A 12,541-nucleotide genomic window follows, 5' to 3' on the forward strand; every position below is an offset into this window, starting at 1 on the left:
CGCAGCGGCCCTTGCCCTTGGTGTTGGAACGGGGGGAGGCGGTAATGTTACTCTCGGAGATGAAACAGGTGGTAGCGCCATTGGAGTATTCTCAAGAAGTAAGTTAAATACACACTCCCTGTGCTTCATAACTTACGTGGCCGCCCTTCACTTATCGTTCCATACTCGTGTAAAAATCGTCAGCCCGCCCCGCTCTGGTGCTGAAAAAAATGACGGGGCGGGGCACTTAAGCTGCCCGGATCGGTTGCGCTCAACCCCTCAAATGACGCACCGGCACCAGCCCATGTTTGTGCAACTTTCGGTATAAGGTGTTACGACTGATACCCAATTGCTCGGCCGTACGGGTCATGTGCCAGCATTGCTGCTCAAGCACACTCAACATTGCCTGGCGTTCGGCGTCAGCCAGTGGCGAAGCCTCAACCACCGCGGCGTGCTGCACACCCGCCTGGCGAATATTGGCGGGTAAATCTTCAACCCCTACAGCACCCTCATCGGACAGCGCCACTAACGTGCGCAATACGGTACGCAACTGCCTTACGTTGCCCGGCCAGGCATAGCTGAGCAACACCTGGCGCGCAGCAACACTTAGAAGCACTGTTTGCCCTGACGCCTCTTGCGCCAGCAACACATCCAGCAACTGCGATTTGTCACTGCGCTCACGCAGCGCCGGTAAGGCCACTTCCAAACCGTTGAGGCGGTAGTACAAATCTTCACGAAAGCTGCCGGCCTGCACGCGCGCCAGCAAATTGCGGTGGGTAGCGCTGATGATTCTGACGTCCACCGCCCCAGGCTCACCGCCGATGGGTACGACCAGGCGGTCTTCCAACACGCGTAAAAGACGGGTTTGCAAGGCCAATGGCATGTCGCCGATTTCATCCAGAAACAACGTACCGCCGTCCGCCTGCTGCAGCTTGCCGCGCATGCCCTCCTTGCGGGCGCCGGTAAAGCTGCCGCCGCAATAACCGAATAGCTCGCTTTCGATCAAGCTTTCGGGGATGGCTGCACAGTTCAGCGCAACAAAGGCCTTGCCCGACCGCTGGCTGGCCTGGTGCACAGCTTTGGCGAAGGCTTCTTTACCGCAGCCGGTTTCGCCGTTAATCAGCACCGGCACGTCGCGCTCGAATACTCTCAGCGCCTTGCGAAAAACATCCTGCAACGCCGGATCGCCCAGGCAAATACCTGGCAAGCGTGGCGCCTCGGGCTTGGCCAGCGGCGCAGGTGCACTGCACGCGTGGCCGCGTAGCGCGGCGAACAACTGCCGGCCATCACGGGTTCGCAACGGCCAACTGGCCGTGGCATTCGCGCTGGCCCGACCGAGCAACTCATCCAGCGAACAGTCAAAAAACGCCTCCACCGGCTGCCCCAGCAAACCGCCGCGAACCTGGCCCAGCAGATTCAACGCACTCTGATTGACCGCGCAGATGCGCCCTTCCCCGTCAAACGCCAGCAGCCCTTCACTGAACAGGCCCACCGACTCAGCCTGCAGGTGAAAACGCAGCAGCCAGTGCTTCTCGAAATGACGCAGGAAGTAACAGCTTTCGATCATCTTCGCCGACAGATTCACCAGCGCCATGGTGTGGAACTGGCTCTGACGCGACACGGCTTCACGCGCCGAGGACACGTCCAGCACCGCCAGCAGTTCCCCATGGGGGTCAAACACCGGGCTCGCCGAACAGGTCAGGCCGGTGTGGCGCCCGCGAAAATGTTCATCACGGTGAATGGTCAAGGACTGGCGCTCCACCAGGCAGGTGCCGATACCGTTGGTGCCCTCGCAGGCCTCGCTCCAGTCGGCGCCCAGCCACAGGCCGGCGCGTTCGAAGATCGTGCGCTCGGACGGCGCGGTGACACAGTTGAGAATCACCCCGCGCGCGTCGGTGAGCAGTACCGCATGGCCGGCGCCAGAGAGCTGTTGATGCAGGCTGTTCATCTCGCTGCCGGCGATGTGCAGCACGTGTTGCAGGCGTTCGCGGCTCTCCAGCAGGCGGCCGTGTTCGAGCACGGTAGGCGCAATACTCAGCGCCGGGTCGAGGTGATAGTCCTCAAGGCAACGCAGCCAGGAACGGGCGATGGACGGATCGCTGCCGGGGCCGTGGGTGAGGTCTTGCCCGCGCGTGGCGGTCAAGACTTGCTGGGCATGGCGACTGAAATGATCGTTTTGCATGATCTTATTATTCTCGCTGCGTGAGAACAGCCAGCATCCCCCAGCCATAAAACCATTGCAATCGCGGGCGGGCTCACCGGTCACAGGCTGTACCGTTTATGGCACAGACTGTCACTCCCGCTGTATCAGCGGTGTCACAGCAACGCCTTGTAAAAAACTCTAACCCCCCGGTTTACGGGCGCGCGCGGCGGTGGCCCAACCTTTGCTCTACGCTTTATCAGGCGCAACCCCGTTGTACTCCAATAAACATAAAAGTCAGGAGATACCCACCATGCGTTACGCACATCCCGGTACTGAAGGCTCGATCGTTTCGTTCAAGGCCAAGTACGGCAACTTCATCGGCGGCGAATTTGTCGCGCCGGTGGAGGGCAACTATTTCACCAACACCTCGCCGGTTAACGGCAAGCCTATCGCCGAATTCCCGCGCTCGACGGCCAAAGACATCGACAAAGCCCTCGACGCTGCCCACGCCGCCGCTGACGCCTGGGGCAAGACCTCGGCTCAGGACCGCTCGCTGGTACTGCTGAAAATCGCCGACCGCATCGAACAGAACCTCGAACTGCTGGCCGTCACCGAAACCTGGGACAACGGCAAAGCCGTGCGTGAAACCCTTAACGCCGACATCCCATTGGCGGCCGACCACTTCCGCTACTTCGCCGGTTGCATCCGCGCTCAGGAAGGCACCAGCGCCGAGATCAACGAACTCACGGCGTCCTATCACTTCCATGAGCCGCTGGGCGTGGTCGGCCAGATCATCCCGTGGAACTTCCCGCTGCTGATGGCCGCGTGGAAACTCGCCCCGGCCCTGGCCGCCGGTAACTGCGTGGTGCTCAAACCGGCCGAGCAAACCCCGCTGGGCATCAACGTATTGATGGAGCTGATTGGCGACTTGCTGCCGCCGGGCGTGCTGAACGTGGTGCACGGTTACGGCAAGGAAGCCGGCGAAGCCCTGGCCACCAGCAAGCGCATCGCTAAAATCGCCTTCACCGGCTCCACGCCAGTGGGCTCGCACATCATGCACGCCGCGGCCGAGAACATTATTCCGTCCACCGTTGAGCTGGGCGGCAAGTCGCCGAACATCTTCTTCGCCGACATCATGAACGCCGAACCGTCGTTTATCGAGAAAGCCGCCGAAGGCCTGGTGCTGGCGTTCTTCAACAGGGCGAAGTGTGCACCTGCCCGTCGCGCGCGCTGGTGGAAGAGTCGATTTACGACGATTTCATGAAAGTGGTGATGAAGAAGGTCGAGCAGATCAAACGCGGCGACCCGCTGGACACCGACACCATGGTCGGCGCCCAAGCGTCCGAGCAGCAATTCGACAAAATCCTGTCTTACCTGGAAATCGCCAAGGGCGAAGGCGCGCAGTTGCTGACCGGCGGCAAGGTCGAGAAGCTCAGCGGCGACATGGCTGGGGGCTATTACATCCAGCCGACCCTGCTCAAGGGCACCAATCAAATGCGCGTGTTCCAGGAAGAAATCTTCGGCCCGGTGGTAAGCATCACCACCTTCAAGGACGAAGCCGAGGCGCTGGCGATTGCCAACGACACCGAGTTCGGCCTCGGCGCCGGCGTGTGGACCCGCGACATCAACCGCGCCTACCGCATGGGGCGCGCGATCAAGGCGGGCCGCGTGTGGACAAACTGCTACCACCTGTACCCGGCGCATGCCGCGTTCGGCGGTTACAAAAAGTCCGGTGTGGGCCGTGAGACGCACAAGATGATGTTGGATCATTACCAGCAGACCAAGAACTTGCTGGTGAGCTACGACATTAACCCGCTGGGATTCTTCTAACCCTTCAACAGCCGCCCCACTCCCGCGTTAAAAATACAATTAAATGTGGGAGGGGGCTTGCTCCCGATGGCAGTGCATCAGCCACTTCATCGTTTACTGAAACACCGCTTTCGCGAGCAAGCCCGCTCCCACATTGGATCTCCACAAGTACTTGCGACTTGCATTCGGCATTCATACGCCGAGTTAAAACAATAAGAATGGACGGTACTTTCCCATGCCTAGCGAACCCACTGGCTCTTCCGTCGACTTCGAAAAAGTCGACACCGACTACTTCCAACAACGCGAACTGAAAAAAGGTGCCGCCGGCTGGGTGCTGTTGGTCGGCCTCGGCGTTGCCTACGTGATCTCCGGCGACTACGCCGGCTGGAACTTCGGCCTGGCTCAAGGTGGCTGGGGCGGCATGTTTCTCGCCACTTTGCTGATGGCCACCATGTACCTGTGCATGTGTTTTTCGCTGGCCGAACTGTCCTCCATGATCCCCACCGCCGGCGGCGGCTATGGCTTTGCCCGCAGCGCGTTTGGCCCATGGGGCGGGTTCCTTACCGGCACCGCCATTTTGATCGAGTACGCCATCGCCCCCGCGGCTATCGCGGTGTTTATCGGCGCCTACTGCGAGTCGTTATTCGGCATTGGCGGCTGGATGATCTACCTGGCGTTCTACATCCTGTTTATCGGCATTCACATCTTCGGCGTCGGCGAAGCGTTGAAACTGATGTTTGTGATCACCGCCATCGCGGCCATTGCCTTGGGCGTGTTCCTGGTGTCAATGGTGCCGCACTTCAACGTGGCGAACTTGCTGGACGTGCCGGTGACCGACGCCAAGGGCGCCAGCAGCTTCCTGCCCTTCGGCTACGTCGGCGTATGGGCAGCGATTCCCTATGCGATCTGGTTTTTCCTCGCGGTCGAAGGCGTGCCGCTGGCCGCCGAAGAAACCAAAAACCCCAAGCGCGACCTGCCTCGCGGCTTGATCGGCGCCATTGTGGTGCTGACCAGTTTCGCCCTGTTGATTCTGGTCATCGCACCCGGCGGCGCCGGCACGTACGCGCTGATCAAATCGGGCAACCCGCTGGTGGAAGCCCTGGCGCTTGCCTACGGCGGCTCCACCTGGATGGGCGGCTTCGTCAACCTGGTGGGCCTTGCCGGGCTGATCGCCAGTTTTTTCTCGATTATCTACGCGTATTCGCGGCAGATCTTCGCTTTATCGCGTGCCGGCTACCTGCCGCGCAAACTCTCGCAGACCAACAAAAGCAAGGCGCCGGTGCTGGCGCTGGTGATCCCCGGCATGATCGGTTTTGGCCTGTCGCTGACCGGCCAGGGTGATTTGTTGATTCTGGTGGCGGTGTTTGGCGCGACCATTTCCTACGTGCTGATGATGGCCGCGCACATCACCTTGCGCATCCGCCGCCCCAAAATGGACCGCCCGTACCGCACACCGGGCGGTATTTTCACCTCCGGCGTGGCCTTGGTACTCGCCTGTGTGGCCGTGGTGGCGGGCTTTCTGGTCGATCCACGGGTGGTTATTGGCGCCGCGATCATCTATGGAGTATTAATTGCTTACTTTGCTTTCTACAGCCGGCATCACTTGGTAGCAGGCACGCCGGAAGAAGAATTTGCGGCGATCCAGGCCGCAGAGGCCGCCTTGCACTGATGGGCCGTAAACCTCGACGCGGGCGCTTTACTCACAGCCTGCCCGCGTCGCCAAGGAGACACTGTATGGCAAGCTTTTCTCACGCGGTGGGTGCACAGACCTACCGCTTCGACAGCCTCAAGGACGTGATGGCCAAGGCCAGCCCCGCGCGTTCCGGGGACTTTCTCGCTGGCGTGGCCGCGCAAAACGACGGCGAGCGGGTCGCGGCGCAGATGGCGCTGGCGAATATCCCGTTGAAACACTTCCTGCAAGAAGTGCTGATCCCTTATGAAAGCGACGAAGTCACTCGGCTGATTGTCGACACCCACGATAAACAAGCGTTTGGCGTGGTCAGCCACCTGACCGTCGGTGGCCTGCGCGACTGGCTGCTCAGCGACGCGGCCGACGAACACGCCCTGCGCGCATTGGCGCCCGGGCTGACCCCGGAAATGGCCGCCGCCGTGTCGAAAATCATGCGCGTGCAAGACTTGGTACTGGTCGCGCAGAAGATCCGCGTGGTCACGCGGTTTCGCGGCACCATGGGCCTGCGCGGGCGCCTGTCGACCCGCCTGCAACCCAACCACCCGACGGACGAACCGGCGGGCATCGCCGCGAGCATTCTCGATGGCCTGCTCTACGGCAACGGCGACGCGATGATCGGCATCAACCCGGCCACCGACAGCATCGCCTCGATCTGCGCGATGCTCGAGATGCTCGACGCGATCATCCAGCGCTACGAAATCCCCACCCAAGCCTGCGTGCTGACCCACGTCACCACCTCCATCGAGGCCATCAACCGTGGCGTGCCGCTGGACCTGGTGTTTCAGTCGATTGCCGGCACCGAAGCCGCCAATGCCAGTTTCGGCATCAGCTTGAGCGTGCTGCAGGAAGGTTACGAAGCCGGGTTGAGCCTGAATCGCGGCACCCTGGGCCAGAACCTGATGTATTTCGAAACCGGCCAGGGCAGCGCGTTGTCGGCCAACGCGCACTTTGGCGTCGACCAGCAAACCTGTGAAACCCGCGCCTATGCCGTGGCGCGGCATTTCAAGCCATTTTTGGTCAACACCGTGGTCGGTTTTATCGGCCCGGAGTACCTGTACAACGGCAAGCAAATCATCCGCGCCGGCCTTGAAGATCACTTCTGCGGCAAGTTGCTCGGCGTGCCGATGGGCTGCGACATCTGCTACACCAACCACGCCGAAGCCGACCAGGACGACATGGACACCCTGCTGACGCTTTTGGGCGTGGCCGGGATCAACTTCATCATGGGCATCCCCGGCTCCGATGACATCATGCTCAACTACCAGACCACCTCGTTTCACGACGCCTTATACGCCCGCCAAACACTGGGTTTAAAACCGGCACCGGAGTTTGAACAGTGGCTGGCGAAAATGGGCATCTTCACGCAAGCCGACGGCAAAGTGCATTTCGGCAACAGCCTGCCACCGGCATTTCGCCACGCCTTGGCGCAACTGGGATGAAGGAGCCGCCCGTGCACGTCGACCTACCCGAAAACCCTTGGCTGCAACTGCGCCGCCTGACGCCTGCGCGCATTGCGCTGGGCCGCACCGGCACGAGCATTCCGACCAGCGCGCAACTGGACTTCCAGTTCGCCCACGCCCAGGCGCGCGACGCGGTGCACTTGCCCTTCGACGCTGCCGGGCTGAGCAGCCAATTGGCCGAACGCGGCCGCGACAGCCTGTTGCTGCACAGCGCCGCGCTCGACCGGCACAGCTACCTGCAACGCCCGGACCTGGGGCGGCGCTTAAGTGGTGAATCGGCGCAGCGCCTGCGTGATTACGCCGCCGCCCACCCCGGCGGCGTAGACCTCGCCGTGGTCGTGGCCGATGGCCTGTCGGCGCTGGCGGTGCATAAACATACGCTGGCGTTTCTTACACGCATGGAGGAACAGACCCAAGCCGAAGGGTGGTCATTGTCGCCGGTGATTCTGGTAGAACAGGGCCGCGTGGCGGTGGCGGATGAAATCGGCCAGTTGCTGGGCGCCAAAATGGTGGTGATCCTGATCGGTGAACGGCCGGGGCTCAGTTCGCCGGACAGCTTGGGCCTGTATTTCACCTACAACCCCAAGGTCGGCCTGACCGACGCCTACCGCAATTGCATCTCCAATGTGCGCCTGGAAGGCTTGAGTTACGGCATGGCGGCGCATCGCCTGCTTTACTTGATGCGGGAGGCGTGTCGCCGGCAGTTGTCGGGGGTCAATCTCAAGGACGAGGCGCAGGTTCAGACCCTTGAGTCGGACGATCCTGACCTGATGAAAGGCAACTTCCTACTCAGCCCGCCGGATGACCGATAGCGGCACGCGTGCACTTTATTTCGCATCAGGCAGCGGCCAGTCACAGCCACGTGGGTGGTCAAAGCCTGTTTCAGAAGAAGTTGAGGCCTGTTTAGAGCCAAGTAACCTTGAGAGGGCGTACGCCCTTGATTAACGCGACATTCCTCGCTACAAAACCAACACGCTTTTCACCTCGCAATACGTATAATGCGGGCCTTTCAGGGTCGTAAGAAATACGGCATATCCTTGTAGCCTTACTTACCCGAGCTTCCGCACAGGCCTACTGAGTAGGGCCATTCACACAGGTGCCATCCATGGATTTCAACCCGCTCGACCTTATCCTGCATCTCGACGTGTACCTCGACATGCTGGTAACCAACTACGGTCCGTGGATCTACGCCATTCTGTTTCTGGTAATTTTTTGCGAAACCGGCCTGGTGGTCATGCCGTTTCTGCCGGGTGATTCATTGCTGTTTATCGCAGGCGCCATCGCGGCCGGCGGCGGCATGGACCCGGTGTTGCTCGGCGGCCTGTTGATGCTGGCGGCGATCCTCGGCGACAGCACCAATTATGTGATTGGGCGAACAGCCGGAGAGCGCTTGTTCAGCAACCCGAACTCGAAGATCTTCCGCCGCGACTACCTGCAAAAAACCCACGACTTCTACGACAAGCACGGCGGCAAAACCGTGACGCTGGCGCGCTTCCTGCCGATCCTGCGAACCTTTGCACCGTTCGTTGCCGGTATCGCCAGAATGCCTTACCCGCGCTTCTTCGGTTTCAGCGTGCTCGGCACCATCCTCTGGGTCGGCGGGCTGGTGACCTTGGGTTACTTCTTCGGCAACGTGCCGTTTATCAAGAAAAACCTCTCGCTGCTGGTCGTGTTCATCATTCTGCTGTCGCTGGTGCCGATGATCATCGGCGTGTTCCGCAGCCGCTTTGGCCGCACGTCTTCCGAAGCCAAGTCGCAGTAACCCGCGATGTGGTCCCTCAGCGCCTGGCGTCGCCGGCGCCTGCTGGCCAAACACCCGATTGCCGATGACACCTGGCAACGGGTGCGCCACCACCTGAGCTTTCTTGACGGCATCAGCGCCGAGCAAGACCAGTGGTTGCGCGAAGCCTGTGTGATGTTTCTTGCCGAAAAACACCTCACCGCGCTGCCCGGCGTCGACCTGCATCAGGAACAACGCCTGCTGCTCGCCGCCCAGGCGCAACTGCCGCTGATGCACCTCGGCGACCTCGACTGGTATCAGGGTTTTCACGAAATCGTGCTGTACCCCGACGACTTCGTGAGCCCGCAACGCCACCGCGACGCCAGCGGCGTCGAACACGAGTGGGACGGCGAACACAGCGGCGAAGCCTGGCAGCAAGGCCCGGTGATTCTTGCCTGGCCCGGCGTACTCGCCAGCGGCAATTGGGAAGGCTACAACCTGGTCATCCACGAGTTGGCGCACAAGCTCGACATGCTCAACGGCGACGCCAACGGCCTGCCGCCGCTGCATCAAGACATGCGCGTGCAGGAATGGGCCAGCGTGATGCAAAGCGCGTTTGATGACCTCAATCGCCAACTGGACGCCAACCCTGACGTGGAGACCGAGATCGACCCCTACGCCGCCGAAAACCCGGCGGAGTTCTTTGCGGTCACCAGTGAATATTTTTTCAGTGCCCCGGATTTACTGGCCAGCACTTATCCACAGGTGTATGCGCAACTGAGCCGCTTTTATCGCCAGGACCCCTTGGCCCGCCTGACCCAACTGCAGGCCAGCGACGCACGGTATCAGACGGAACGCCACGCGCCCTACGACGTCTGACGCATGGCATCGGCGTCAGAATATGCCTATAATCGCCGCCACTTTTAGGCCAATCCGGCCATGCTTCATGGCCAACTACGGGGGCACCGCCCAATGAGCTACAGCAAGATTCCGGCTGGCAAAGACCTGCCGAACGACATCTACGTCGCCATCGAAATTCCGGCCAACCACGCGCCGATCAAATACGAAATCGACAAAGACAGCGACTGCCTGTTCGTTGACCGTTTCATGGCCACCCCGATGTTCTACCCGGCCAACTACGGTTTCATCCCTAACACCCTGGCTGACGACGGTGACCCCCTCGACGTGCTGGTTGTAACCCCTTACCCGGTTACCCCAGGCTCGGTTATCCGCGCGCGCCCAGTCGGCATCCTGCACATGACCGACGACGGCGGCGGCGATGCCAAAGTTATCGCGGTGCCCCACGACAAGTTGTCCCAACTGTACGTGGACGTGAAGGAATACACCGACCTGCCGCCACTGTTGCTGGAACAGATCAAACACTTCTTCGAGAACTATAAAGACCTCGAAAAAGGCAAATGGGTGAAGATCGAAGGCTGGGGCGACGCAGACGCCGCCCGCGCCGAGATCATGAAGTCGGTCGCTGCCTACAAAGGCTGATACTTGCTCCCATTGCTCCGGCAATCAAAAAAGCCCCGGTTATCCGGGGCTTTTTTTGTGGGAAAAATAAACACCAAGTTCAATGACTAACACACAACGTTGAACTAACTAAATATACAGAAATATCAGACTACAACTACGTGAATCCCTACACATGTAATTCAACGCATGGTTTATTTGATGTGTTCCCCCCCGTCAGTAAACTCTGCGTTTATGAATACATCAGGTGATCGACTAAAAGCACTACTGCGGGAAGTTCATCTTTCCGCCTCCGACTTCGCCAAGAACCGTAACGTCACGCCGCAACACGTGAACAACTGGTTCAAACGCGGCGTGCCCATGGGCCGACTCAACGAGATCGCAGACTTGCTCTGCGTCTCCAGCCGTTGGCTACGCACCGGCGAAGGCCCCAAACATCCACCGGCACACTTCCTGCTGGCCGGCCCGGACACAACAAAAGGGCTCCCGACCCGTGAAGAAAGCGGCAAGTACCTCACAGGCCCTATCTGCATGCCGGAAAAAATCGACGTGGAGATCCCCCTCCACCCCACATTCACCTCAACCGAGCGCATCCGCGTCTCCGTGCACACCCTACAAACGCTAAACGTAAACCCCGACCGCGCACTGGGCGCCTACATGGTCGACAACAGCATGATCGACATCATCCAACAAGGCGCCACCCTCGCCATCGACCGCGGCCGCAGCCAAATCATCGACGGCGAAATCTACGCCGTCGAACACGACGGCATGCTGCGCATCAAATACCTCTACAACCGCCCCGGCGGAGGCCTGCGCATGCGCAGCCACAACGCCGGCGAACACCCGGACGAATACCTGACCTACGAACAACGCTTCGAACAGAACTTCTTGATCGTGGGCTGGGTGTTCTGGTGGTCCACCCTGAATAACCGCAGGCCGGTGCCGCTGGATGAACAACTGCTGGGCTGGGAAGGCTCTAAATCGGACCCGGAGGTGGGCAATTGAGGTGAACATGGGTATCATGCGTCGCACATTTGGCAGGGGTTGGCTGTGCGCCATTCACCCTGCCCGGCGACGCGGAACAGTTTCTGCCGATGCCCTGACTATTCAGCCAGACGCAATGTTGGCTGAGCGATTTGAAGGCTGGTGAGGTTTGTCAAAAACAAGCTGAAGCAGTCCCCGAGAAGCCGGCCACAAGCCGGCTTTTTAATGCCTGATTAGGAAGTACTCGGCCTACAGCTTGCGTGCCGAAATGGAATGCTTGTTTTTTCTAATGCTCAGTCATGCTTACGCGTTTTGCCCGATAGCTGATGAGCACGCTGGCTCAAGTCGGCAAGGCGCTTGTCCGCACCCGCAGCATCTGCATATTGGCGCTGTTGGTGAAAGTTTTCGTACTGCGACTCGGCGTATTGTTTGGCCATGTCGTGGGAGATCTTGCCTGCATTGTTGAGAATGTCGCGGTCGTTCAAAGTCAGGAACCCATCAAGTTTTTTTACCCAGTCGACCATGGACATGGGAATACGACGCATAGCCTGGCCTTCAGCAAACACCAGATATTGCTCGACAAGATTGTTCAGAGCGCTTAATTCGTCTGTGGTCAGGTAGTTCTTGGCGTTGACAATATCCTGTTTGCGTACCTTGGCGCCGCGCCAGTTGGTCAGGCCCATATGCGGTTTGCTGCTGTCGGCACGGTGATGAATTAGCTCCGCAGCAGTTTGCCCAGTGATCGCCCAGTGCACTTTATTTTGCACGGTTTTGAAGAAGCCGATGCTGGCGTCTTGCGTTGGGTCGTAGTCCACGCTGGTGGCGTAGATGTCGGTGATTTTCTGGTAGAAGCGCTTTTCGCTGGTGCGAATATCCTGAATGCGCCGCGTCAGCTCTTCGAAGTAGTCGAAAGGCTGGTCAGGATTTTTCAGGCGCTCATCATCAAGCACAAACCCTTTGACGATATATTCACGAAGCTGCCGTGTAGCCCATTGCCGGAAGCGGGTTGCCGTATGGCTCTGTACGCGATACCCAACGGAAATGATTGCGTCCAGGTTGTAGTGCTTGAGGCTGCGCTTTACCTGCCGTGTGCCTTCTTGGCGAACTACTAAGAAATCCTTAGTGGTTGCATTTTGATCAAGCTCGCCCTCGCTGAAGATATTCTTCAGGTGCATCAGCACATTCTCTGGCGTGGTGCTGAACAGCTCTGCCATCAGCGCCTGAGTCAGCCATACAGACTCGTCGACAAACCGCACATCCAACCGCGTTTGCCCGTC

Annotated in this window: 9 protein-coding genes and 1 pseudogene; 8 read left to right on the top strand and 2 right to left on the bottom strand. The window is 59.6% G+C overall.

From position 1 onward, the window contains the following. Positions 1–250 precede the first annotated feature (250 nt). On the bottom strand, positions 251–2,161 hold the full coding sequence (locus tag F0169_RS19805; protein WP_152747408.1) for a sigma-54-dependent Fis family transcriptional regulator: 1,911 nt from the start codon (positions 2,159–2,161) through the stop codon (positions 251–253). Between the two features lie 271 nt (positions 2,162–2,432). On the opposite strand from F0169_RS19805, the pseudogene exaC reads away from it, so the two are divergent. The 8 genes and pseudogenes from exaC to F0169_RS19845 all read left to right on the top strand — a co-directional run bounded on the left by exaC (position 2,433) and on the right by F0169_RS19845 (position 11,285). Further along, a pseudogene (gene exaC / locus F0169_RS19810) lies at positions 2,433–3,952 on the top strand (acetaldehyde dehydrogenase ExaC). Between the two features lie 214 nt (positions 3,953–4,166). Further along, positions 4,167–5,600, top strand: a complete 1,434-nt coding sequence (gene eat / locus F0169_RS19815) for an ethanolamine permease (RefSeq protein ID WP_058412875.1) — start codon at positions 4,167–4,169, stop codon at positions 5,598–5,600. 65 nt (positions 5,601–5,665) lie between these two features. Further along, entirely contained in the window at positions 5,666–7,060 is a 1,395-nt protein-coding gene (locus tag F0169_RS19820; protein WP_058412874.1) for an ethanolamine ammonia-lyase subunit EutB, read from the top strand. Beyond that, on the top strand, positions 7,057–7,893 hold the full coding sequence (eutC, locus tag F0169_RS19825; protein ID WP_152747409.1) for an ethanolamine ammonia-lyase subunit EutC: 837 nt from the start codon (positions 7,057–7,059) through the stop codon (positions 7,891–7,893). The genes F0169_RS19820 and eutC overlap by 4 nt, the downstream gene beginning before the upstream one ends. Positions 7,894–8,186: 293 nt before the next feature. After that, a complete protein-coding gene (locus F0169_RS19830; protein ID WP_058412872.1) occupies positions 8,187–8,843 on the top strand; it encodes a DedA family protein in 657 nt (218 codons plus the stop codon). A gap of 6 nt (positions 8,844–8,849) precedes the next feature. Then, positions 8,850–9,680 (top strand): M90 family metallopeptidase, encoded by an 831-nt coding sequence (locus F0169_RS19835; protein ID WP_152747410.1) that lies wholly within the window; start codon positions 8,850–8,852, stop codon positions 9,678–9,680. 93 nt (positions 9,681–9,773) lie between these two features. Beyond that, complete coding sequence (gene ppa, locus F0169_RS19840; protein WP_058412870.1) at positions 9,774–10,301, top strand: inorganic diphosphatase; 528 nt, start codon at positions 9,774–9,776, stop codon at positions 10,299–10,301. Between the two features lie 213 nt (positions 10,302–10,514). Next, complete coding sequence (locus F0169_RS19845) at positions 10,515–11,285, top strand: LexA family transcriptional regulator (protein WP_152747411.1); 771 nt, start codon at positions 10,515–10,517, stop codon at positions 11,283–11,285. Between the two features lie 272 nt (positions 11,286–11,557). On the opposite strand, the gene F0169_RS19855 is transcribed toward F0169_RS19845, so the two are convergent. Further along, positions 11,558–12,520 carry a virulence RhuM family protein gene (locus tag F0169_RS19855; protein ID WP_341869106.1) on the bottom strand — a complete coding sequence of 321 codons (963 nt, stop codon included), beginning with the start codon at positions 12,518–12,520 and terminating at the stop codon, positions 11,558–11,560. Between the last annotated feature and the right edge of the window lie 21 nt (positions 12,521–12,541).

The organism is Pseudomonas kitaguniensis (assembly GCF_009296165.1).
GTDB lineage: Bacteria > Pseudomonadota > Gammaproteobacteria > Pseudomonadales > Pseudomonadaceae > Aquipseudomonas > Aquipseudomonas kitaguniensis.

What these genes read in the sequence shown, in the direction of transcription:
- F0169_RS19805 (WP_152747408.1), bottom strand. Translation starts at nt 2,161, where the DNA reads ATGCAAAACGATCATTTCAGTCGCCATGCCCAGCAAGTCTTGACCGCC.
- eat (WP_058412875.1), top strand. Translation starts at nt 4,167, where the DNA reads ATGCCTAGCGAACCCACTGGCTCTTCCGTCGACTTCGAAAAAGTCGAC.
- F0169_RS19820 (WP_058412874.1), top strand. Translation starts at nt 5,666, where the DNA reads ATGGCAAGCTTTTCTCACGCGGTGGGTGCACAGACCTACCGCTTCGAC.
- eutC (WP_152747409.1), top strand. Translation starts at nt 7,057, where the DNA reads ATGAAGGAGCCGCCCGTGCACGTCGACCTACCCGAAAACCCTTGGCTG.
- F0169_RS19830 (WP_058412872.1), top strand. Translation starts at nt 8,187, where the DNA reads ATGGATTTCAACCCGCTCGACCTTATCCTGCATCTCGACGTGTACCTC.
- F0169_RS19835 (WP_152747410.1), top strand. Translation starts at nt 8,850, where the DNA reads ATGTGGTCCCTCAGCGCCTGGCGTCGCCGGCGCCTGCTGGCCAAACAC.
- ppa (WP_058412870.1), top strand. Translation starts at nt 9,774, where the DNA reads ATGAGCTACAGCAAGATTCCGGCTGGCAAAGACCTGCCGAACGACATC.
- F0169_RS19845 (WP_152747411.1), top strand. Translation starts at nt 10,515, where the DNA reads ATGAATACATCAGGTGATCGACTAAAAGCACTACTGCGGGAAGTTCAT.